We start from the raw sequence: 23,872 nt of genomic DNA, 5'->3' as shown, positions 1-23,872 counted from the left end.
GTTATTCGTTAGCGGGGATGTTTCAGCGCTTCTTCCTCCTTACACCGGCGTATATCCCAAGGCCGATTATCACTGCAGCTATCACAACAAGAACTGCGATGGTCACAGGCGTGAATGTGAAGGCCTGCGTTATCTTCTGCTCAACGGTGGGCGACACCGTCACATTGGTGTCAAAGGTCTTTGTGAATTGATATGGCGTGTTGTTGTAATGCCATCCAAGGAACAGCTCTATGGGATAATTTCCGGGGGCTGCGGCCGAAGACGTATCAACCAGGAATATGAGATCATAGGTCTGCCCTGGTTTGAGGCTCGGTATGGTTATGTTGTCGGCTGTCAGAGCCCCGAGCGGATTTGAAGATGGCACATGTATCGTTATTATTCCAGGCAGCATTAAATAGGCCCTTATATCGTACATGGTAGTGTTTCCATCGTTTGTTATATTGAAGGACAATACGGACTTGTCAACGCCAGGCTGGAGAACAGACTCATGGAAGCTTATGGCGGTGTACGTCTGGTTGTGCACGTAGACGATCACCGGAAAGGCCATTCCGTTTATCAGCACAGAAATGGTCTGTGGGCCGGACGATGACATGGAATTCAATAGGAAGGTGAAGTTGTAGAGTCCCGAAGAGACGTACGAGAGATGGTATTCACCGGTCATATCGGCGAAGTCGGATGAACTGACGCTCACATTGAGATATCTTGAGATGGAGTTTCCAGCTACTTCAACGAAGGCCTTAAACTCAATGAATTTTTCATTTGTGTACACAACCGGTGGATTCAGTTCAGTATTCACCAGGGTTATGTTCGTATAGCCAGTTATCCCCGGTTTGAACTGCACGAGGCTTTTCTTTCCGTAGACCGATGTGGAAATATTCTGGATGTAAAAACCATCTGAAGCATTGCTGAATATGCTAACGGATAGGGTTATTGGAACAGTTTCATCAGGCGGTATCGCACTTATGTTGAAGTACTGCGGGCTGCCATAGAACGGATAGGATGGAGTGTATCCCACAGAAACATTCTGATCGATGACATTTCCTATATTTTCAAGCACCACAGTCATTGGAATGTTCTTCATTCCAGGTGATGCCGCGATGGGCGAGGATGCTGTACCAAAGTAGGATGCTGCAACGGATATCTGCGTAGAACCGAGAATGTATGCGGTGAAGGATACATTCCAGGTATTAAGCGCAGAAGCGTTGATGCCCTGCACGTAGAGATCCTCCCTGTATCCACCAGTTGCAGCGCTGGCGGATACGTTAACAAGCTGCATCACAGTTATCCTTTCACCTGCCGGGATCTCGGTGAAGTTGTATACCGTCGGGCCCGCCGGGTAACCGTGCAGGTTAACGTAGTTTAGTATGCTCGGGTTGTACTTTGTCAGATTCACATACACGCTGGCGTCCAGCAACGTCAGTGGAGAAACAAATGAAACGATGAGCGGAACATTACTCATGCCGGGGGCCACAGGTTCTGTGGAGTTTGGTGTGAACCAGCTCACAGATACAACCTGCGGGCTCGCCTGTGATCCAGACGCTACGGATATCCCTGCAAGTCCAGATATTATCACTATTGAACTGAAAAGCATTGCAAGCAGAAACTTAATCTTCATCTCTTTTCACCTCCAACTATCACATTTTTCATAAACATCGACAGAATCATGGCTATTACGACAAAGGCCATGCCTATAACGTAGATGGCGTCGTAGGCCTCAGAAGAAGGAAAATTCTCCATTATTGGCGTTATTGGCAGGCCATGGAATTTTACGGGTATTGCGCCGACTATGACATACGTCACGAACATGGTTTCCATCACGCCGCCTATTGCCGGAGCAAGCGAAGTACCTATGTTCCTGAACACCACGTTCATGCCTGTGCTTTCACCCGATCGATCTCTGGGCACTGATATGAGCAGTATGTTGATTATTCCAACGAATATGAATGAAATACCCATGCCCATAACAGCAGAATCTTCAAGTATTGCTATTATGCTCGACCTGTTGTAGTAAAGCCCGAGGTAGCTGAACAGGAGTATGAACAGCCCGATTATTATAGCTGTCTTTGGTCCGCGGCTGGTGGTGATCTTGGCCGCCAGCGGTGCGAGGGCCATGTTCAGCACCGCAGCAGGCAGAAGTATTAGACCTGACTCCACGATGGATATACCAAATCCAGTCGGTTCAGGATCCTGAAGTAGTGCAGGTACCGTGTAGAACAGGAAGAACATGCCAGACATGGCGAAGAGTCCAGTCATATTTGCAAGCAGAACGTTTCTTATGCGCAGAAGATCCATCCTTATAAATGGTTCCGGCGTGTTTCTCTCGTAGAGTACGAACGCGGCGAACATAGCTGCGGAGAACAGGAACAACCCGATTATGGAAGGCGACGCCCATCCCCAGTACTCGCCTTCGGATATCGCAAGTATGAATGATACTATTGCGAGTCCGAGAGACCCAACGCCTATGAAGTCTATCTTTGCCGGTTTACGCTCGCTCTCATCATGCAGATAGATCGATGCGACTATGACCAGCAGCACTGCAACAGGTATGGATGAATGGTAGGACCACTGCCAGCCGTAGTTCTGAGTGATCCATGCACCGGCCACCAATCCGATGGCAGCGCCTCCAGAAAATGTGGAGCTCACTATTCCCTGAGCCAGTGCAAGCCTATGCTTTGGCACCTGGTCGTTGATCAGCGCGAAGGATACCGGGAACATGCCCATTCCTATCCCCTGAACGGTACGGATTATGATAAGTTCCTCGAGCGTCCTTGCAAATCCACCGAACGACACTGCGATCGTATAGAATACTGCAAGTATGACGAAGATGTTCTTCTTTCCATACATGTCTGCGAGTCTTCCGAATATTGCAGATGAAACTGTGCCTGATATGATATAGGCTGTTATAATCCATGACAGATGGTCGTAGTTTGTATCGAAGAATGAAACCAGTATTGGCAGTGCAGGGGTTATCATCGTTTCTACGTATGTAACGAGGAGTCCAGCAAATGCAGATATTGCTATTGTCCTAGCTGAGTGATTGCTCATCATCGATCTCACCGTATTTTCGCAGCAGATCCCTTGCCACACCCTCCACTTCTTCCCTATGGCCTTCCATCAGCATTCTGAATGCGTACTCAACCTGCGCGATTATTGCTGGCAGCAGTATCTGTATGGCCGATTTTATTGCCTCTGAAGTATCATTCTTTGAAAGCAGGTTCAGATAGAAGAACGCATCACCCATGGTCCTGGAAATGAGGTTCTGTTTAACATCCTCCTCTATCTTTCCTAGGGATTCAACGAATCTGGACCCCCTCTCCGTAAGGTGGTACACCTTCTCCCTGCCGCGGGTTTCGAAGTCTATGTACCTCTCCTGCAGCAGCTTCCGGATCATGGGCATCAGCGTTCCGTGCGATACCTGGACTCCTGTGGAAATTTCTTTGGACATCTGGTATAGCGTCCTCGGTTTCTTGCTGAGCAGCACCAGCGCCTTAATCGCGTATCTATCCATAGGTCGAAATCGACATATATGATCGGCATATAAATGTTTCATGCGGATCATCTGAACGGAGTTTCTAGAACTCAGCAAGTTTAAGTAAGGAATAACGAATAGCCCCGCATGAGCACTCTCATAGAGAACGCGCTGATCGTAACGCAGGATGAAGGTCGCAGGATATTCCATGGAAATGTGCAGTTCGAGGGCGACACCATCACTTATGTTGGCACGGGACGTCCTGCAAGTGACGAGATCATAGATGCAACAGGAAAGGTGGTGATGCCGGGCTTCATAAACACGCACGCACACGTCGGCATGTCAGCTTCCAAGGGGCTTTTTGACGATGTAGATCTTGAGAGATTCCTGGATATGACCTTCAAATACGATTCGCAGAGGACCGAAGAGGGAATATTCAACTCTGCCAGGCTGGGAATGTATGAGATGATAAACAGCGGAATAACGTCATTCGTGGATCTGTATTACTCTGAGAATGTAATTGCGAGGGCAGCCGAGCAGGTGGGCATAAGGGCTTTTCTCTCATGGGTTACACTGGACAGGGAATTCACCACGCAGAAGGGAGATCCGCTTGATAACGCCGAGAATTTCATAAGATCACACCAGAATATGAGGTTTGTGAAGCCTTCTGTCGGTGTTCAGGGCATATACGTGGCCAGTGATGAGACATACCAGCGCGCAAAGGAAATAGCGGAAAGATACGACACCATAATGCACATGCATCTGTCCGAAACGAGGAAGGAAGTCTACGACAGTGTCAAAAAGATCGGAGAGAGGCCCATAGAGCACCTAGATAAAATTGGAGTTCTTTCCAGCAGAGTCATCGCTGCGCACTGTGTCTGGGCAACGTACCATGAGGCAAAGTTGCTTGGAAAGAACGGCGTAAACGTATCTTGGAACGCCGTAAGCAACTTCAAGCTTGCTACGGGCGGAGTTCCCCCCGTTCCGGAGATGCTGGATGCAGGCGTCAACATAACCATTGGAACAGACAGCAATGGCAGCAATAATTCCCTCAACTTCTTTGAAGCGATGAAATTTTCAGCTCTGACCGTTAAGAATGCGCGATGGGACGCATCGATAATAAAGAGCCAGCAGATCTTGGATTTCGCTACCATAGATGCGGCTAAGGCGCTGAGGCTCAATGCCGGATCGATTGAGGTCGGAAAGAAGGCTGATATTGTGATCCTTGATGCGAGGAGACCGGAACTGATTCCAACAGATAAGAACAACGTGGTCAACAATATTGTCTATTCCACCAATCCAGCGTCCGTGGACAGCGTTATCATAGATGGAGTATTCAGAAAGAAGGGAGGAAGGCTCATTGGTTTCGACGAAGGTGGCGTAGCATCGGCGAATGTCTTCGTCTGATTTCCGTAATTCAGTTTCAGAACTGCGAAGATTAATGCATAATTTTAAGCTGGCAGCAAAAGTGGTAAGAAAGTATTTAAAGGGTAATAAAATTAGGGGCAGATATTAATGAGCTGGCAAGAAGCTGAAGTACGTGAACTCAAAGTTGGAAGATACATACTGATAGATGACGCACCATGCAAGATCGTCGAGATAACGATGTCTAAACCTGGGAAGCACGGCGAAGCCAAGGGAAGAATCGTTGCAATCGGAGTGTTTGACAACCAGAAGCGGAGTGTCGTATACCCCGTGAAGCACAAGGTCAAGATACCCATAATAGAGAAGAAGAACGCCCAGGTCCTCTCAGTGCAGAACAACGAGGTGCAGCTGATGGATTCAGAAACCTTTGAAACGTTCGTGCTGCCTCTCGATCCTGAGATTGCCGACAAGATCAAGCCAGGAATGGAGGTGCCCTATTGGGAGACCATGGGGATGCGAAAGATCATGCTTCAGAACTGAAGGATATTTTTTCGCTGAAGAAGATCGCGGACGCCAAGTACAGCTATGAAGACAGCGACTATGTGATATTTGGCGTCCCATTTGACAACACATCAAGCTACAGGCGGGGCTCGAAATACGCCCCCGATTCCATAAGATCGGCATACGTGAATCTGGAATCGTTTGAATTCTCCTACCGGTTTGACCTGCTCAGGGCCAGAATATCGGATCTTGGTGACATGGAAGAATCCGAGGACGTGGAGTACGTTGTCGACCAGGTCGATCGTGTAACGAAGATGGTATTCAGCGATGGAAAGATACCTATAATGCTGGGCGGTGAACACTCCATAACCGTTGGTGCCGTCAGAAACTTTCCTGAAGACGTGCACATGGTAATAGTGGATGCGCATTCCGATTTCAGGGATTCGTACATGGGAAACAAACTGAACCATGCCTGCGTTACGAAACGCGCGCTGGAGATACTGGGCCCAAACAGGATAACCTCAATAGGGACAAGATCGGTTTCTCTGGAGGAATACCAGGATCCTGACTTTGAAAAGGTGGAATTCATACCGTCATTCAGCGTCCGGGAATACGGCATCGAACGGTTCATAAATGACATAGAGAGGAGGCCCGGAAGGGTTTACATATCCATCGATATGGACGGAATAGATCCAGCGTATGCGCCCGCTGTGGGAACACCGGAGCCATTCGGCCTTACCGATTATGAGGTCAGGCGGCTTGTGGAGAGGCTTTCCTACAAGGCCATAGGCATGGATATAAACGAATTTTCCCCGCTGTACGATAACGGCAACACGTCCATGCTGGCGGGCAAATTAATACAGGTCTTCATAGCCAGCAGGGAAAAATACAGGATAGAGCATATATAAAAATATGTTTTTTATTGCAAATTAAAAATCTGAAAAATAAAGAGATCAGATCCCGAGAGAACCGGCTATCTCCTTACCCTTCGTTATGACAACCTTGCACGGGGTCGGAAGTTTAATTGCTGCCTTTCTCAGGGCTGTTTTCAGCTCCTTTGCATGGGCCTCGTCGGTTCTTGCGATCATTATGACATCATCTGGATAAACTCTGGCAGCTGTACCTACGGGCCTTCCGAAGGCAGCCCTCATACCACTGGATATACGGTCAGCACCAGCTCCGGTGGCCATCTTGTGTTCTCTGAGCACGTGATGGGGATACGGCACAACCTTCAGATAGAAATAGTCCAGACCGGCAGCCTCAGTCATTCTCCTGTTGACAGAAACCCTTGCAGCCTCGAGGGCTGTGTGCCTTATCTGGCATGGCTCCTCGGCCACGAGCCTCATCTCTATGGGGAAATCCTTCTTCTGGTTTCCCTGTACAAAGGTTGTGATCTTTGGATATGGAACGCCGCCCATGAACTCCTTCCTCGTATAGGCAGGTCCGGTTATGCGCGAATACATTCTAGCAGGCTTAGTTACCATGAATACACCTTTTCTGACAGCTAATTATATGCCGATATTTAATTTTTGGGTGAACTGAGGAAATATCTACTGGGTTTTTCTCAGTATAACAGCGATCTCTCCGTTGTTCTCCTGAAGATCTACGAGCTTGAACTTAGAGGTTCTTGCTAGCCCCTCATACACCTCACGCCCGAAGGGAAATTTTTCCTTGAGGAGCAGGACCTTGACGTCCTGTCCAGGTTCAAGCTGGAATGCCAGACCTTTCAGGGTACTCTTGAGGTAATTGAATGGATCGCCGCCGCACGTTATATTCCTCTGATCTTCAACCATCATAATCAGCGTAACCATTCTGGATATATATACAGAACGTCATTTCCGGAGGAACTAGAGATGAATGTTTGCCAGTTTAAATACCCTGTGGACGAACAGGGTGATGCATTAGGCATCAACGATCCATCATAAAGATGGAAAAAATACTGAAAAATACCGAAATTTCACCTTCCAGCGATCTAAATATTAATATGTAAACAACAAATAGGGACTGGAAATGACCGAAGACAATTACGACTCTTCACAGATACAGATACTTGAAGGGTTGAAGGCTGTTAGAAAAGTACCGGGCATGTACATAGGCTCCACCGATACAAGGGGCCTGCACCACCTGGTCTATGAGGTTGTGGACAACAGCGTTGATGAATCAGTTGCGGGATACTGCAGCAGGATATACGTTGTCATGGGGAGCGATGGTTCCATAACTGTGGAGGATGACGGCAGAGGTATACCTGTCGATATACATCCCAAGTACAACAGGCCAGGACTGGAGATCGTTCTTACGGAGCTCCACAGCGGTGCGAAGTTTGATAAAAAGGTTTACAAGATAACCGGAGGCCTGCACGGGGTGGGCGTTCATGTCGTGAACGCGCTTTCAAAAAAGCTTATAGCAGTGGTGAAGAGAGACGGCAAGATATACTACGACATATTTGAACAGGGTATACCGGTGTCTGGCCTGAAAACTGCCAGCGATGTCTCTGAGATTGAAAAACTTGGAATAAAGATTCAGTTCCCAGATCACGGTACCATAATAAAATTCTATCCAGATCCTGACATATTTGAGACGACCGAATTTTCATACGAAACCATACTGGCAAGGTTGACCGATCTCTCGTATCTGAATCCACAGCTCACGATAACATTCTTGGACGAAGCATCTGGAAGGGAGGATGTACTCCATCATGAGGGCGGTCTGATAGAGCTGGTCAGGCACCTGTCCGAGGGAAAGGAGGTGTTGATGGATCCGCTGTACCTCAAGGAAGAGGTAGACAGCCACATGGTAGAATTTTCGCTATTATACACAACGGATGTTCAGGAAACGCTCATGTCATTCGTGAACAACATAAGCACGCCGGAAGGAGGTACCCATGTGGCGGGCTTTCACCAGGGCCTTTCGCGTGCAATACAGGACTACGCCAGATCGAACAACAAGATAAAGGGTGTTGAGGACATAACTGGCGACGATGTGAAGGAAGGGGTCATTGCAGTGCTTCACGTTAAGATGCAGAATCCCCAGTTCGAAGGCCAGACAAAATCAAAGCTTGGAAACAGCAGCGTGAGGGGCATCGTCCAGTCCGTAACATCAAAGTTCATGAAGACGTTCATGGAGACGAATCCGCACGTTGCAGATGTTATAATAGGAAGGGTTCTATCCGCTGCGGCTGCCAGGGAGGCGTCAAGGAAGGCCAAGGAGCTTGTGAGGAGAAAATCTGCTCTTGAGGGCGGCGGTCTTCCAGGAAAGCTTGCCGACTGTTCATCGAACGATCCGTCAAACAGCGAGCTTTACATAGTTGAGGGAGACTCTGCTGGAGGATCGGCCAAACAGGCGAGGAACAGGCAGTATCAGGCTGTACTTCCTCTCAGAGGAAAGATACTCAACGTTGAGAAAGCTTCGGACATGAAGGTTGTGGAGAACGAGATCATTCATGACCTCGTTGTCGCCATAGGTACAGGCGTCAAGGAAGACCTGAATCCGAAGAAGCTCAGGTACGGGAAGATAATAATCATGACCGATGCCGATGTGGACGGCGCACATATAAGAACGCTGCTGTTGACATTCTTCTTCAGGTACGCAAGATCGCTGATAGAGAACGGAAACGTGTTCTTTGCAGAACCACCGCTGTACAGGATACAGAAGGGGCAGAACGTCAGATACGTTTACTCCGATGAGGAGAAGGAACAGGTAAGCCGTGAGTTCGGACCGAATGCAATAATACAGAGGTTCAAGGGTCTTGGCGAAATGAATCCCGAGCAGCTGTGGGAGACGACCATGAATCCCAAGACTAGGAAGCTCGTTCAGGTAACAATAGAGGACGCTGAGGAGGCGGAGCGCATATTCACAATACTCATGGGAGAGAAGGTTGAACCAAGGAGGAAGTTCATCGAAGAAAACGCGGTTTATGCTGAGAACATAGACCTCTGAGGTGCATATCATGGAGAAAAGAGCAGTTGAAGTTGAGATCAGGAAATCATACCTTGAATATGCGATGAGCGTCATAGTTAGCAGGGCAATTCCAGATGTGAGGGACGGCCTGAAGCCGGTGCAGAGGCGCGTTCTCTATTCCATGAGAGAGCTTGGAGTGACGCATGATAAGCCATACAAGAAATGCGCCAGGATAGTCGGAGAAACCATGGGTAAGTACCATCCACACGGCGATATGGCCATATACGATGCCCTTGTCAGAATGGCGCAGGACTTCTCGCTTCGCTACCCGCTGGTGGACGGCCAGGGCAACTTCGGATCGATAGATGGCGATTCACCGGCGGCCATGAGGTACACCGAAGCAAGGCTCACGCAGATAGCCGAGGATATGATGGATGATATTGATGAGAATACCGTCCCGTTCAGGCTGAACTTCGACGGGACACTCTCAGAGCCGGAGTACCTTCCGTCGAAGATACCGAATCTGCTGATCAACGGCAGCTCAGGCATAGCTGTGGGCATGGCAACCAACATGGTGCCGCACAACCTGACCGAGATATGCGATGCGATCCTCTATGAGGTCGATCACAGGGATTCACCGGTTGACGATCTCCTGAAGTACGTTAAGGGGCCGGATTTTCCAGGAGGGGGCATAGTATTCTACGGAAAGGATCTGATAGAAGCATACAGGACTGGCCGTGGCAAGGTGATAGTGCAGGGCGAGGTCGACGCAACGGAGGATCGCAGGTTGATCATAAAGAGCATTCCGTACGGCGTCAACAAAGCGGATCTTGTCCAGTCTATAGCGGATCTGGCCAAGAACGAGGTGATAAAGGACATAACGGACATAAAGGATGAGAGCGACAGGAACGGAATACGCATAGTCATAAAGGTCAGGGATGACGATATCAAGCCGCTTGTCCTGAATCAGCTATATGAACACACGGCCCTTGAAAGCAGCATCGGCATAATAAACCTGGTGCTTGTGGGTAACCAGCCAAAGCTCATGAATCTCAAGGATCTCATAGATTCGTTCATAGATCACCGTTTGGACGTAATACTTCGCAGATCGCAGTTCAGGCTTGACAGGAAGAAGGAACGGCTGGACGTGCTGACTGGCATACTAACCGCCGTGGAGCACATAGATCGCGTGGTGGAGATACTCAAGTCTTCGAAAGACGCGGATGAGGCAAGCTCCAAGCTCAGGAACGAATTTGACCTGAATGACAGGCAGATAAAGGCAATACTCGAGATGAGGCTCCAGAGGCTTGTGAACACGGAACAGGAATCGGTGAGGTCAGAGATAGCCCAGATCCAGGCGGAAATAAAGGATCTTGAGGAAATTATACTGTCGGAAGACAGGAGGATCGATGAATTCAAGAAGGAAATAACAGAGATACAGAAGAAATACGGCGATAAAAGGAGATCAAGGATCAAGTTCAGGGGCATAACCGAGAGGACCATGGAGGATCTCATACCGAACGAGGAATCACTGATCATGCTTAGCTACGGCGGCCTGGTAAAGAGGGTGCAGGCGGATGAATACCGGTCTCAGCGCCGTGGAGGTAAGGGAGTCAACACCTCGATGAAGACCTCGGACAGCATCAAGAGCATGATCCACTGCTTCTCACACGATACGGTTTACTACTTCACAAACACTGGAAGGGTTTTCAAGTCAAAGGCCTATGAGATCCCTAAGAAGAGCAGGACGTCACTGGGCGTATCGGCTGCGGCCTTCCTTAAGCTGGCCCAGGGAGAGAGGGTGACGGAGATAATGAAGGCGCCGCCGGAGAAGGGGTACTACCTGATACTGGTTACAAGGGATGGATCTGTGAAGAAAACCGCTGCGGATCCGGTATTCGATTCCAAGAGCTCAGGCCTGAAGATCATAACGCTCGAGGACGACGATGAACTGGTGTCCGTATCCTACACGGCTGGCGATAAGAACATGTTCGTGCTGTCATCGAAAGGTAAGGCATCGGTCTTCAACACCTCTGAGATCAGGGAGACCGGGAGGACAAGCATGGGTGTCAGATCCATGCGCCTGAACGAGGGCGATACCATACTTACCGCATTCGTTGTGAATTCGGATGAGGACATTCTTAGCATATCCGAGAAAGGGTATGGAAAGCGCACGAACATTTCAGAATTTCCGATACACCACCGCGGGTCATCCGGTGTGATGGTCTACAGGGATACGGAAAGGACCGGCAGGGTGAGTCATGCGATACCCGTACGTGATGAGGATGAGGTCATCCTTGTTTCGATGAACGAGAAGACCATAAGGATAAAGGCCTCTGAAATACCTGAGACTTCGAGGGTAACCTCAGGCGTCAAGCTAATGGATATCGATGGCGATGACAGGGTCATAGCCGCTGCTGTGATAAAGTGACAACTAAATATTTCATTGAAAAATCTTAATATCGATTAAGGGATGATCCATCATGGTCATAGAGGGCAGAGTATACGAAAATCTGAAGGAAATAGTGGATCCAAAGCACAGCGTGCTTGTGGTGTGGGACGTACAGAACGCGCTGGTAAACGGAATTTTCAATAAGGATCATTTCATAGGATCTCTGAAGAAGCTACTTTCTGAGGCCAGAAGCCATAAGGTGCCCGTGATTTACACCAAGATTACGCCGCTTCCTTTCGAGTTCGAATCCGGCTACAGGCTTTATTCTTCCATGAAGAGGTACGGCATTTCCGATCCGAAGAAGATCAGCTTCATGAAGCCCGGTTCACCGGAGGCCGAAATATACGCAGAAGTAGCTCCAGTGGAGGGCGACACCGTGATCAACAAGAACACGGCGGATATATTCGTAGGAACGAACGTTGAGCTGATGCTGCACAACGCCAGGATCGACACAGTCATATTCACGGGCATAGCAACCGAGTTTGGAGTAGAATCGTCTGCACGCAGCGCGGGCAACAGGGGGTTCTATCCTGTGGTGGTTGAAGACTGCGTATCATCGTCCAGCGAAGAGATGCATTCTGCCGCGCTCAAGGTCATGAGAACACAGGTGATCGTTGCGAAATCAGATGAGATCATCCAGGCATGGAAATGAGCGAATATTTTTAAGATTTCATAACATTATCTTTTTATGGAAAATCCTATAAAACCTGTGGCCACCAGGTCGATCGGGATAGCGGTCGTTCTCCTGGTTGTTGGCATAGTGATAGGTTTTGCGGTGGGGCATTACACTGTCGCCACAGCGCCATCCAAGCCTGCGATAAACACATTTGCCGCCGGTTCATTGAAATATGCGCTTGGCAATGACTTCAATCCACAGTACACCAATCTGACAGGCGTCAGGGTCGGAATGACATTCTCTGGATCGATAAGCGGTGCCAGAGAGGTGCAGGAAGGCAAGAACTACAGCGTCTTCATATCTGCGTCAGCACCAATACTCTATCAGGATCTGATGAACGATACTCATTACGCGTCATGGCAGATAATATTCTCAGCGAACGAGATGGCCATAACGTGGACGAATCCCAAATACAGCATACTGCCCAGCTGGCCGTACTGGTTCGAGAATATAACTGAAAACAGCACCATAGTGGCCGCATCAAACGCCTCGCTGGACCCAAGCGGTTTCCAGGCAATTGAAACGATGAAGCTTGCCGGTCTTCTGTACACCGGCTGGGACAACTCGTCGATACTTGTCGGGAATGAGCCGGTAAGCTATTACGTGAGACTGGCCTTCGATGACAATTTCGCCATGTATATGAATTACAACAAGGCTTATAACGACTGGTTCCACGGGCAGTTCGGATATCCGGTGAACGATTCTCTGGCGCTCTATCATCAGATATTCATATCGAAATATCTGAATGGCACAACGAAGCTCACCACCGTGGAGATAGGCCTGGATGGATACCTGACGGCAGGTACAGCGGACTACGCCCTTACATACGTTTCACAGGCCATAAATCAGGGCCTGAGCTACTATGAGAATTCCACGGGTGGCAACGGCCTGCCAGCATGGATAAACCTGGGCAGCGTCAACAAGACCATCGATGATTTCTATGAGCAGATAAACGAGTCAGGTCCTGCATGGGACAACGTTGGCAATCTTCCGGGTGCCCCGATATTCTACAGCATAACTGTGATCAGCAACTACACGAATCCCTATGCAATACAGTACGTCTATGACCTGATAACCGGCCTTGGCCAGCACTATCTCTCCATGAGCAAGTTTGATCCGCTGGCCCAGCCGTTCTACGTCGGAGACGTCCCTGCACAGTTGAAGCCACTGGTCGTGGCTCCACCGTCATATCTGCCAGTATCATCGTACGACTGAATATTCTGCGCAATATCACAAAAAATCAATTATATAAAATTTTACAATTTTTTGAGAACAGATGTAAATAAGATGAAGCACATGCTGTAATGGAGGTAAAACCAAAGGATGAAGAGCAGAGGTCGTCTCATTTATCTGTTTTTTCCCATTTTCGTCGTATACCTTCTCGTCCTCATCGTGCCCCTCGTGAGGGCTTTAACCTATTCTTCACTCTCTGAGATAATCACGGATCTTCGTTCCGGCATAATCCCGTCAATAGAGTATACGTACATCGTATGCGCATTTGTCGCTGTCCTCGCAGTTCTGGCAGCACTTCCATATGCATACGTCATGTCCAGGCACAGGTCAACGTTCTTCAAGGCCGTCGACAGCGTTGTCGAGATTCCCATAATGATTCCGCATACCGTAGTGGGAATAATAATGCTGCTCACATTCGAACCATCCATGCCGCTTGGCCATATACTTTCAAAATACATACCCGGATACTCGTTTGATGACACACTGTTTGCGGTTATAATCACCCTGTTTTTCCTCTCATCGGCATATTCGATAAGGGAGGTGGGCGTGAGCTACCAGCGCACGGTAGTTGATTACGAGGATGTCGCCAAAACCCTTGGTTTAACGGAGGGAATGAGCTTTCTCGTCGTATCAATGAGGCTTCTGGCAAGATCGATGATGAAGGGCTTTCTGCTTTCCTGGGCCAGATCTGTTTCTGAGGTGGGTGCGATACTCATAGTTGCGTATTACATCTTCCCGAGCTTCATAAAACTGGCCGGAGTTTTCATATATTCTCAGTGGCTCGGCTTTGGCCTCTACCCCGCTGCAGCTTCATCTGCAATATTGATAGTAACCGGCATAATTGTAACCGGAGTATTCCGGGTCGTTGAAACGGTCGGCGTCAGATCTTGAGGGTGCCATGAGAGATGATTGAGATAAACAACCTGCATGCACGTCTTGGCAAATTCGATCTCAGCATAGATCATTACGAAACAACTGGAAGGCGGAATTTCATAATGGGCGAGAACGGAGCAGGAAAATCATCGTTCCTGAAGGCAATAGCCGGAATAATAGATTCTACCGGTGAGATCATAATCAACGGAGATCACGTTGAGGATCTTCCGCCGTGGAAGAGGAGGATCGCCTACATACCGCAGAATCTTCTACTTTTTCCGCAGTACAATGTGAAGGGTAATCTGGCCATATCCATAAGATACGGCCACGGTGATTATGATATATACAGGGAAGTTGTTGAGATGATGCATCTTGGCAATCTGCTGGAAAAGAACGTATGGGAGATCTCAGGCGGCCAGCAGCAGAGGGTGGCCGTTGCCAGAGCAGTTATTTCAAAGCCAAGACTGCTCCTCATGGATGAACCTTTTTCCATGCAGGATGAACGGTCGAGGATGTCGCTTATAATGAACGTCACAGACATTCTTGACAGATATGGCATAGATTTCATATATGTGACGCATAATTACAGAGATCTTGACCTTGGCTTCGATATGCTCTCAATAATGTACGGGGGCAGGATAATAGAATCCGTGACCAGCGTGGACGACCTTCACTACTATGAGGGGATCTCGCTTATGGACTTCAGAAACATCGTGAGGATAGACGGCAGATATTACAGGTTAAACGAGACAGCCATTGTGCCTTCCGATTCCGGATATCCAGCAAAATGCACCAGATCTGGGGATAGATACCTCTGTTCCGTGAGGATAGAGGATGAAAGTTTCTTCATAATATCAAGAGAGGCCTCCAGGTTTTTCAAGTTCGATCTCACAGCTGCCAGGGAGATAACCATTGCAGGAGAGAGAAAAAATGAATGATTCGAGGTTGATTATCTGATGCGTTATCATGCTGGTTCAATCTATCCTTCTGGCAGAATGGATAATTCCGATGGCACTGATTTTTAAGCCCTAATTTGAGGAACGTCCGCATCCCCAACATTTCTATAATTCTTCTGGATATCTAACCGCTGGAAACAGCTGGCGGGAAAGCGCGAGGGCAGCTGACGCCCTTGAGGTGAGGAAAGTCCCCCCTCCTCGGCGGTATCCGGCTGGCGCAAGCCAGCATCCTGAGAGGGATGGTAAAGGCAAAAGAAATAAACGGTCTCCGGTAAAGCATGATTCCGAAGGGATGACGTTTCCGGAGGATCCGATGGAAAGCCTCCCCGGATGGAGAAAGTCTAAACGGATCCTGTGAGGCCGCCGTGAGGATCGGGTAAGACGAACAGTCGAATGCTGCCAGCCCATTGGGTGAACAGAAGGGGGCTTACTCCGCGGATTCCCGCCAATGATGTTCACCGGCCTTGTTTTCCTTCCGAGATCCTGGCCGATAGATACCCGGCTGCACCAGAGACCATATGGAGAAAATCAAAGAAATTATGGCCGAGCCTTACTCTTGTGTTCCTGGTTATACCTGGATGCTTCATCTCCAGCTGATACCGCCCATATCCGTTCCAGTAGGCCTGCCTCAGGAACGATGCCAGATTTTCCCTCACCTTCGCATACACGACGCATGAATCGCAGGTTGCAAACCTGAACCCCGCCTTCACTGCCCTTATATTGAGATCGATATCCTCAGCAGTTACGAACTTAGGATCGAAGCCCCCCAGCTGCCGGAATCGATCCTTACGGTATGCAAGGTTTACGGATGGTGCAGTGACCTCTATTCCTTCAAGAAAGATCTTGACACGTTCCTGCATGTACCTTCTCTTTCCTGTATAAAGGGTGTTTCCTATTACTGCATCGTTGCCTGCGGCCAGCGCCGATACCATGCCGGATATCCAGTGTTCGGATACCTTTGCATCACCGTCCGTAAAGAGAATATACCCGTATCGGGAGAGATCAACCCCTATGTTTCTGCCCTCTCCCCTTGAGCATGCGATCCTCTTGTAAACCGTGAAACGGTAGCTCTTCACTATATCCTCGGTATCATCGGTGCTGAGATCATCCACAACTACCGTTTCAAAATTGGTAAAATCATTTTTCTCAATGCTCTCGAGAAGTTCCCGGAGGTTTTTTCCTTCATTCTTCACCGTAACGACGATCGATGCGCCGGCTTCAGTCATTGCCCATCTTATCAGACCCAGTCTGCCCTGTCGATCTTTCTGTCTTCTTTTGTCTTCTTCTTGTATTCCTTGTAATGCTCCTTGCAGAGGTGAACCTTGGTTTTATCGCTGGTCAGAGAAAATACCTTTCTGGCCAGTTCTGCTGGTACGGTTTTGAAACTGGGATTGCTGCAGCCAGAAACCTCACATGTTTTTTCCATCCTGTTGCAATGTGTTGTATGATTATTAAGCTTTTTCTGATCACTGCTCTATCAGCTCGATCAGCAACGGTAGGGATTTAAGGTAGAAGTAATCGATCCCGAAATGCCCGCTGTCATATACCTCATAGAAGTGCACAACGTTCTCCTGTTCGAGCTTCCTGTGCATTGTACCGATACCTATGTCAGTGTGAAATTCATCCTTTGCACCGACTTGAAGAAAGATGGCCATATCTCTGAGCACGTCCATGTAATCCGCAATATTCCTTGCAGGATCAAATTTCAGCCATCTGTTCCACACGGATTCTATGAGTTCGCCCGTTTCAATGTCAAAGGGGAGGCTTATGCCCATGGGCGATCCTGGATCAGGGCTGTAAAATGCCGACATCGCCACTATGTTGGCCACCTTTATATCCTGGTTCTGAAGCGATAACTTTCTGTGAATCTCATCAAACCACCTGTACAGGCCCTGCCTTCGTATCTCCTTGTAGGTGTCCGGAAAATCAGGAATGTACACGTATTCGAACGCAGAGTCGCCTGAAACATCTATGAAGCCCGAGAAGATGTCGGGATGCCTGACCGCCAGTGTGTAGGATCCGAAGCCACCTGACGATTTTCCGAATACACCCATCGGCCTCTCTCCGAACCTCTCCCTTATGATGCCTACAATGTCCTTAACTATGAAATCTTCGTAGTTCCCGACCGCGCTGGAGTTGAGGTACTGATTCCCATATAGCCCTGTCATCACGTCTGGAAGAACAATGATGAAGCCAAGGTCTGATCGCTTTTCATCAATTTCCTTCAGCGCCGTAAGAAAATCCATGCTCGTGTATGTTCTGTTCAGAAAACTTCTCCCAGATCCGGTGAAGCCAGCGAGTCCTATTATAACGGGCGATCTCTCAGTTGCATTCACCTTGATGATGTTAACATCTCTGACTGCGGGATCTCCAAGTGGATTTTCAGTAAGGCTCTTCGCCAATACTTTTTCCTCAGAAATCTCTATCAAGCTACACCTCATGCAATATAGTCTCCAGGTCTGGAGAGCGAATCGGCCTGTATGAGTCGAACGCCTTTATCGGTGATGGCGCCCAATACAAGCACTTCTGATATAAAATTAGCAACCTGTTTAGGCGGAAAGTTTACAACGGCTATTATGTTCATGCCGATCAGTTCTTCCTTCGTGTAATTTGTGATCTGGGCTGACGAATTCCTGTATCCGATATCCTCGCCGAAATATATGCGGATCCTGTATGCCGGTTTCCTTGCTTCAGGAAAGTCCTGCACATCCACTATCTTTCCGACTCTCATGTCCACTTTGGAAAAGGTCCCATAATCTATCAGATCCTTTGTCTTCATCCATCGACCTCCATAATCGGAGCCGGTTTCGAAATCGATCACCTGCGTCTCCGGTCATTTACAAATCCATATTTGATGTTAAATATTTACTACGTATTTTTTATTTTCTGACCTGCCGATGTTATGAAGGTTAATTGTGGCTTCAGAGGCCATAAATGCGGAAAAGATAGTTCTTGATGGTATCCAGAACCGCCATCCAAGCGAAGGCAAAGCCAAGTACGATCAATACGGAATAGAACGGTATGCCAGTTACTAATATGCCGAAGGTCGATATCAGGCTTATTCCAACAATGTCGCCCGCTATCGAAACCAGCAGATAGCGTGAGGGCCTTGAATGCCAGAAGCGCCTCCTCTCACGCACCATGAAGACGTTGAACAGGCCGCTGAACACAAGCATATCGAATATAAGCGTATGTATCATATCTTTTGAGAAATGCAGGTATATCCCCAGGTAGAGTATTATGAAACCTTCAACAACGAGCAGTGCTGCTATCAGGCCGGAAGTAACGATCAGTGCCTTCACGTTCCATTTCTCAGGTCTGTTGGAGTATCTTACGTTATCTGTTGCGATGGACATCGTGACGAAATCATTGGCGAATAGGAGCAGTATGATGTCAAACGGTGTTGTTACAAAGTAGCGTACTGCAAAGAATGAAGCTGTCAGAAAGATGACGACCTGTATCGTCTTCACTATCTTGTTCATCGTGTATGTGAGCATCCTCTGGAAGATCTTACGGCCCTCCTTCACAGCTTCAACGATATCAGATATACCCTCATGCGTGAGCACTATGCTTGCTGATGCCTTGGCAATATCCGTTGCATTGCTGACCGCTATCCCAACTTCAGCCTGTTTTAGAGCGGGTGCATCATTTACGCCGTCACCGGTCATTCCGGTCACATGCCCCGCTTCTTGAAGGGATCTCACGATTTTGAATTTATCTTCAGGAAATACCTCAGCATATATCCCGCACTCATCGGAAATTTTCTGATTCCCATGGAGGCTGCAGACCTGGCCTTCGATCCCAACCTGGTTAGCTATCTCCTCCGCAATGGGTGCATTGTCCCCTGTAACCATTTTAACTGAGACACCGAGATTTTTCAGATCCGAGATCAGCTTTCTGGAATCATCTCTGGGAGGATCGTAGAGAGGTATAAGCCCGACAAGGTGCATGCTATTCTCCCCAGCTCCCACGGCAATTACGCGGTAGCCTCTCTTTGCTATTTCGATGACTTTGTCCATTATATCCTCGTATCTCATTCCACAGAGTTCGCTTATTATCTGCGGCGCTCCCTTGGCCACCCTCAGTGTTTTGCCCTCCACCTTGATCGTGGCCTCGGTCCTCTTCGTCGATGGATCAAATGGTAAGAAACTGGATCGAAGAGAAAGATCAGGCAATAGATTCGCATTTTTTGCGTATTCTAGAATGGCCTTATCGATAGGATCATCACTCGCCATTTCTGAGGCGTATGCCGCGTACCTTATCAGATCCTCTCTGGTCGCATTGAGTGGGAGTGGATCAGATACGGTGAGATGGTTCTTGGTGATGGTTCCAGTCTTGTCCGAGCACAGGACATCCATGGATGCTGCGTCTTCAATTGCGCTGAGTCTCGTAACAAGGGCCCCCTTCTTTGAAATGTCGAGAGCACCGTAGGCCATTGCAATGGTAAATGTTGCTGGGAGCGCAACTGGTATAGAGGCTATGAGCAGAACAAGTACGAAGGGAATTATGGTAGGTATGGGTATGTGAATGAAATAGGAATAGACCGCAGTTATTATGACGAGCAGGACATCGATCACTATGAGATCCCGGACTATATTGAATATCAGCGATTCAATATGTGATTTTGATCCAGCTGACTGCACCAGGCTGGTTGTTTTTCCGAAATAGGTTGCTGATCCGGTTTTATAGACTATGGCTAGGGCTTCTCCGCGCCTCACCACCGAGCCCGAGTAAGCTATATCCCCAGTATCCTTCGTAACAGCAACGCTCTCACCTGTGAGTGCGGACTCATCTATCTCCAGACTGCCGGATAATATTACGGAATCAGCAGGAACCACATCTCCAAGGCGTATGTCTATTACATCTCCGGGTACAAGAACACGCGCCTCAACCTGTTTCCATACGCCGGAACGCTCTACTCTGGCCTTCACGCTAAGCTTCTGTTTCAGGAGTTCTACTGCGTTCTCCGCCTTAGACTCCTGAAAGAAGCCTACAGCTGCATTGAAGACGAGAAGAAATGCTATTATATAAGTATCCAGCAATTTGTCAAGCAGGAGAGTTATGACTATTGTGGCTTCAAGCATCCACGGTACAGGCGCCCAGAACTTTTTGAGAAATTTAACAATGCGGCTCTCTTTCTTCTCCTGTATCTCGTTATACCCATACTGGGATAATCTCCTTTGGGCTTCCTCTTCGGTCAGTCCGGATTTTCCGGAATTAACTTCCTTCAGGATCTGATCGATATCCACCTTCTGGGACGCCATATCCATTACATAGCATCATTCTATTAGAACAGATCGAGGAAATTGGCAACTTGATATCATAGCTCGTTATAAAGCGCATAGGTTTAGAAAAGTGAAACGCGCTGTTTATCTATGGCCCATATACCTGATTTATGATCGCGTGAGGAATTGAAACATCAGCAGAGGATCGATGGCAGGGAAGAGGACAGTTCTACGCAGGAGACGCATGATCGCCCATAGTTAACATATTTAACTGTGTTCGTATACTCCATCATGAAGTTTCGAGTTGAAATAAGGTACAAGGAAGGAGTTGAGGATCCTGAGGCTGTGACTATCCTCAAAAACTTTAATATTCTTGGATACAAGGGAATAAGGGACGTCAGGACATCAAAGGTTTACTATATAGATGCTGACGATAGAGACGAAGTTTCCGAGATAACCAGCAAAATACTTGCAAATCCCGTCATACACACATATACCATAGAAGCGATTGAAGGGTCATCTCATTAATTTGTTAAAAGTTTAACAAAATAAACTTTTCCCGTAAATTTCAACATAACGCATAAAAAAGAAATACTTCTCTTTATTACTGATTTGTTGTACACAGAAAAACAGAGATCAATAGATGATCTTTCGACATTTGTGAGGAAATCCATATCGCCGAAATACTTTATCGCACCGTTGATAGCGATAGGTCTGATAGACTATTATTTTATAAGGGATATAACCACCACACTCCTGATCGTTCCGGGCACCTTTTTAATTTCCATTCTGCTTGATTTGTTTTTCACAAAGATATCGAAGATAGTATTCCCGGTTAAGAGGAATGTGTATCTAAACTTCGTGTCGCTCGTCATATGGAATGTTTTCTTCTGGATACTCATACTGACACACGCGTTCAGATCCTATGATTCTTCACTTTTACTTGCGATTTCGTCAACTACGCTGTTCAGGTTTCTGATATTCTACGTATTCTACCCTGCGGACGGAATAAAGGATCTGATCCCTTCCATGAACTATGTTTATTCGATGCTCATCATATTTATACTGATCTTCAGATCGCAGTATCTGCTCATCGTACCGTTCATAATATCGTCGCTTGTTTATGCCCTTGCAGCTTATTTCCTGATAAGAAGGGCCACGGCCAAGTTCGTGAAGAAATACAAATCGTCACCATCCAAAATACTGGAGTTCTTCCTGAACTCCGGTAAGAGGTTGGAATCGAATATATCGGTAAAGCACTTTTTTGACAGGATCTACAGCCATGAGCGCAAGATTCCTGTTAAGCTAGTGGAAGTAAGGAGGATGGATGGTAGCATAAAGGTGAGCATGATATTTCCATACATTCACCCCGGACCATTCGGAGTTCTTGGGAGCAGCAACCTGCCTGAAAGACTCAGCACCAGGCTTCCGGAGCTGGGGGATCTGATGGTTTTCCACACAACAACCAGCAACGATAACAATTGCAGGGGAGACCAGGATATCGACAATATAGCCGAAGCTATAAGGTCTGCCCACCAGAAGCTGGTCTTCACCGAAAGGATGGCCAGGCCAAGGAAGGTTGCGGCCGGGAAATTTGTCATATACGTAGAGAGGTTCGGTAATTTTGGCCTTGGCGCAATAGTGCCAGAGAAAACAGCCTTTGATGATGTTGCCCTAGAGGAAGGGTTGAAGATAATTGCGCACATGAAAAAGATTGGGGCTGACGACTTTGCAGTGATCGATGCACAGAATAATTTCAGGAAGAAGGCCCCAGAGCTCAAGAACGCCTCACCAACGATAAAGGCATTCGAAAGGGAATTTTTGAGGGACGAGCCAAAGTACGAGACCAGAATAGGATATGCCAGAGTTTATGAGGATGTTCCCGGGCTTGCATCAATGGGAATACAGGCGGCAGTTCTGCAGACAGGCGATAGGTACGATGCAGTGGTTCTCACCGATTCGAACAATATAACAACCGATCTCATAGAGAGGGTAAGATCAAGATTATCGGATACGGTATCAAGCGTAGAAATATACACCACCGATAATCACTACGTCAATGCCAGCGTACTCGACGTCTTCCCACTCGGATCCAGGGGGGATGCTGATAGGATAGCGGATCTCATTGCGCTGGCAGTTAAGAGAGCAAAGGCCGATGTGGAACCTGTAAAGGTAGGCATGGCCACGGATTATGCCACCGTGAAAATGGGAGAAAAGAACAACTTCCAGACACTCATATCTACGGTATTTTCCGCGGTTCGTACGGCCAAGTTCACAGCGATATACACCATACCGACAACGATCGCAACAACGTTCCTGATTTTCAGATTTATATGAGATCACGAAAATCCTGATAGAGATCCAGAATCAGCCAGGATAAACTGATCATGATTTGATATCATCTGAATGGGAAGATTCATTTTTCTTCCTTTAGTCCACTGCTGATCGATTTCATATGCCTTATGTCACGGGCATGGAAAATGAGATTAGTATAAACTGCATATAAGAATGATTTGGAATAGATGAAGCCAGCAGATATCGATAAGCTGATTTCGGAAATACGCACAGCAATATATGCCGAGCAGAGCCATCGCAAGATCATAGAGATAGATCCGGATATATACCGGAAGGTACGTGCTGCTCTGTCGGATCTGCAGGCGGAGGCCTCCGAATACTTCCAGAAGCAGGACATAGAAAATTACCTAACGATGAACAATCGCTTCCAGACCTTAAAGAGGGATTTCAGAAGCCTGTTTCAGCGGAGATTTGAAAAGATTGTTGCGAAGGCCATTTATGACATAAGTGGCGAAACATTATCGCTTCTTACCGACGAGGAAAAGGAATTCATAGAGAAAATCCACAATATAATAACTGAAGAATTTGAAAGCTTCATACCTAAGCGCGAAGAGAAAAATGAGGCAAGGGCTGAGGCACAGCCAGCCCCTGCGGACGAATCACCAACGGCCATTGCTGATCAGAAGCCACAGGAAGAACCACAGGTGGTACAGGATCAGCATCAACCACCGGCGGAGATCCCCAGCGAAAATATAGAAATCAAAAAAGAGGATGGTAGATACGTTCTGGTTATGATCACAGAAGATCTGCCGCCCATTGCCCAGCTTGACAGGAATTATTCGCTGCACAGCAACGATCTGGTTTATCTACCTCAGGATCTGGCATCCATCCTGGCGAAGCGGAAAGTGGCGCTGGTTCTGGATCAATGAT

The 23,872-nt window shown here is 47.7% G+C and carries 22 protein-coding genes and 1 other RNA gene; 13 read left to right on the top strand and 10 right to left on the bottom strand.

From position 1 onward, the window contains the following. Window positions 1–22: 22 nt before the first annotated feature. The 3 genes from TA_RS05500 to TA_RS05490 are packed head-to-tail and all read right to left on the bottom strand — an operon-like array spanning window position 23 to window position 3,508. The gene (locus tag TA_RS05500; protein ID WP_048161944.1) at window positions 23–1,615 is read right to left on the bottom strand and encodes a COG1361 S-layer family protein; all 1,593 of its coding nucleotides are present in this window, start codon (window positions 1,613–1,615) and stop codon (window positions 23–25) included. Then, the gene (locus TA_RS05495; protein WP_156778526.1) at window positions 1,612–3,048 is read right to left on the bottom strand and encodes an MFS transporter; all 1,437 of its coding nucleotides are present in this window, start codon (window positions 3,046–3,048) and stop codon (window positions 1,612–1,614) included. Before TA_RS05495 ends, TA_RS05500 begins: the two co-directional genes overlap by 4 nt. After that, a complete protein-coding gene (locus TA_RS05490; RefSeq protein WP_010901472.1) occupies window positions 3,026–3,508 on the bottom strand; it encodes a PadR family transcriptional regulator in 483 nt (160 codons plus the stop codon). Before TA_RS05490 ends, TA_RS05495 begins: the two co-directional genes overlap by 23 nt. Window positions 3,509–3,616: 108 nt before the next feature. Here TA_RS05490 and TA_RS05485 point away from each other — a divergent pair, with 108 nt between their 5' ends. From TA_RS05485 to speB, 3 genes are all read left to right on the top strand, one after another. Continuing rightward, window positions 3,617–4,876, top strand: a complete 1,260-nt coding sequence (locus TA_RS05485) for an amidohydrolase family protein (protein ID WP_010901471.1) — start codon at window positions 3,617–3,619, stop codon at window positions 4,874–4,876. Window positions 4,877–4,984: 108 nt separating this feature from the next. After that, a complete protein-coding gene (locus tag TA_RS05480) occupies window positions 4,985–5,374 on the top strand; it encodes a translation initiation factor IF-5A (RefSeq protein ID WP_010901470.1) in 390 nt (129 codons plus the stop codon). After that, entirely contained in the window at window positions 5,332–6,243 is a 912-nt protein-coding gene (gene speB / locus TA_RS05475; RefSeq protein ID WP_010901469.1) for an agmatinase, read from the top strand. Before TA_RS05480 ends, speB begins: the two co-directional genes overlap by 43 nt. A gap of 45 nt (window positions 6,244–6,288) precedes the next feature. Here the strand turns inward: speB and TA_RS05470 are convergent, their stop codons facing one another. Together TA_RS05470 and TA_RS05465 are read right to left on the bottom strand one after the other, a co-directional pair. Further along, window positions 6,289–6,819: a 50S ribosomal protein L16 gene (locus TA_RS05470; protein WP_010901468.1), complete on the bottom strand. Its 531-nt coding sequence runs from the start codon at window positions 6,817–6,819 to the stop codon at window positions 6,289–6,291. A gap of 66 nt (window positions 6,820–6,885) precedes the next feature. Beyond that, a complete protein-coding gene (locus TA_RS05465; RefSeq protein ID WP_048161942.1) occupies window positions 6,886–7,131 on the bottom strand; it encodes a hypothetical protein in 246 nt (81 codons plus the stop codon). Window positions 7,132–7,345: 214 nt separating this feature from the next. Between TA_RS05465 and gyrB the strand changes: the two genes are divergently transcribed. The 7 genes from gyrB to rnpB all read left to right on the top strand — a co-directional run bounded on the left by gyrB (window position 7,346) and on the right by rnpB (window position 15,864). Beyond that, on the top strand, window positions 7,346–9,271 hold the full coding sequence (gyrB, locus tag TA_RS05460; protein ID WP_010901466.1) for a DNA topoisomerase (ATP-hydrolyzing) subunit B: 1,926 nt from the start codon (window positions 7,346–7,348) through the stop codon (window positions 9,269–9,271). Window positions 9,272–9,281: 10 nt separating this feature from the next. Continuing rightward, the gene (gyrA, locus tag TA_RS05455; RefSeq protein WP_048162373.1) at window positions 9,282–11,663 is read left to right on the top strand and encodes a DNA gyrase subunit A; all 2,382 of its coding nucleotides are present in this window, start codon (window positions 9,282–9,284) and stop codon (window positions 11,661–11,663) included. A 52-nt stretch (window positions 11,664–11,715) separates the two neighbouring features. Then, complete coding sequence (locus TA_RS05450; RefSeq protein ID WP_048161940.1) at window positions 11,716–12,336, top strand: isochorismatase family cysteine hydrolase; 621 nt, start codon at window positions 11,716–11,718, stop codon at window positions 12,334–12,336. Window positions 12,337–12,372: 36 nt separating this feature from the next. Next, a complete protein-coding gene (locus TA_RS05445; RefSeq protein ID WP_010901463.1) occupies window positions 12,373–13,575 on the top strand; it encodes an extracellular solute-binding protein in 1,203 nt (400 codons plus the stop codon). A 108-nt stretch (window positions 13,576–13,683) separates the two neighbouring features. Further along, complete coding sequence (locus tag TA_RS05440; RefSeq protein WP_010901462.1) at window positions 13,684–14,484, top strand: ABC transporter permease; 801 nt, start codon at window positions 13,684–13,686, stop codon at window positions 14,482–14,484. A 14-nt stretch (window positions 14,485–14,498) separates the two neighbouring features. Further along, entirely contained in the window at window positions 14,499–15,404 is a 906-nt protein-coding gene (locus TA_RS05435; protein ID WP_010901461.1) for an ATP-binding cassette domain-containing protein, read from the top strand. 166 nt (window positions 15,405–15,570) lie between these two features. After that, window positions 15,571–15,864: RNase P RNA component (rnpB, locus tag TA_RS07920), an RNA gene on the top strand. A gap of 13 nt (window positions 15,865–15,877) precedes the next feature. Here rnpB and TA_RS05430 read toward each other — a convergent pair. The 5 genes from TA_RS05430 to TA_RS05410 form a co-directional block, all read right to left on the bottom strand. Then, complete coding sequence (locus tag TA_RS05430) at window positions 15,878–16,648, bottom strand: glycosyltransferase family 2 protein (RefSeq protein WP_010901460.1); 771 nt, start codon at window positions 16,646–16,648, stop codon at window positions 15,878–15,880. An 11-nt stretch (window positions 16,649–16,659) separates the two neighbouring features. After that, the gene (locus TA_RS05425) at window positions 16,660–16,848 is read right to left on the bottom strand and encodes a hypothetical protein (RefSeq protein ID WP_010901459.1); all 189 of its coding nucleotides are present in this window, start codon (window positions 16,846–16,848) and stop codon (window positions 16,660–16,662) included. A 40-nt stretch (window positions 16,849–16,888) separates the two neighbouring features. Next, window positions 16,889–17,851 (bottom strand): alpha/beta fold hydrolase, encoded by a 963-nt coding sequence (locus tag TA_RS05420; protein WP_010901458.1) that lies wholly within the window; start codon window positions 17,849–17,851, stop codon window positions 16,889–16,891. Between the two features lie 8 nt (window positions 17,852–17,859). After that, window positions 17,860–18,243, bottom strand: a complete 384-nt coding sequence (locus TA_RS05415; protein ID WP_010901457.1) for a tRNA-binding protein — start codon at window positions 18,241–18,243, stop codon at window positions 17,860–17,862. 100 nt (window positions 18,244–18,343) lie between these two features. Beyond that, window positions 18,344–20,692, bottom strand: coding sequence for a plasma-membrane proton-efflux P-type ATPase (locus TA_RS05410; RefSeq protein WP_048161935.1), 2,349 nt, complete (start codon window positions 20,690–20,692; stop codon window positions 18,344–18,346). Between the two features lie 246 nt (window positions 20,693–20,938). Between TA_RS05410 and purS the strand changes: the two genes are divergently transcribed. The 3 genes from purS to TA_RS05395 all read left to right on the top strand — a co-directional run bounded on the left by purS (window position 20,939) and on the right by TA_RS05395 (window position 23,871). Continuing rightward, window positions 20,939–21,175, top strand: a complete 237-nt coding sequence (purS, locus tag TA_RS05405) for a phosphoribosylformylglycinamidine synthase subunit PurS (protein ID WP_010901455.1) — start codon at window positions 20,939–20,941, stop codon at window positions 21,173–21,175. 87 nt (window positions 21,176–21,262) lie between these two features. After that, window positions 21,263–22,984 (top strand): DUF2070 family protein, encoded by a 1,722-nt coding sequence (locus TA_RS05400; RefSeq protein ID WP_241761815.1) that lies wholly within the window; start codon window positions 21,263–21,265, stop codon window positions 22,982–22,984. A 185-nt stretch (window positions 22,985–23,169) separates the two neighbouring features. Then, entirely contained in the window at window positions 23,170–23,871 is a 702-nt protein-coding gene (locus TA_RS05395) for a hypothetical protein (RefSeq protein ID WP_010901453.1), read from the top strand. Window position 23,872: the final 1 nt, after the last annotated feature.

It is taken from the genome of Thermoplasma acidophilum DSM 1728 (assembly GCF_000195915.1).
Taxonomy (GTDB): Archaea; Thermoplasmatota; Thermoplasmata; order Thermoplasmatales; family Thermoplasmataceae; genus Thermoplasma; species Thermoplasma acidophilum.
This window is presented reverse-complemented; position numbering and strand designations above follow the sequence as displayed.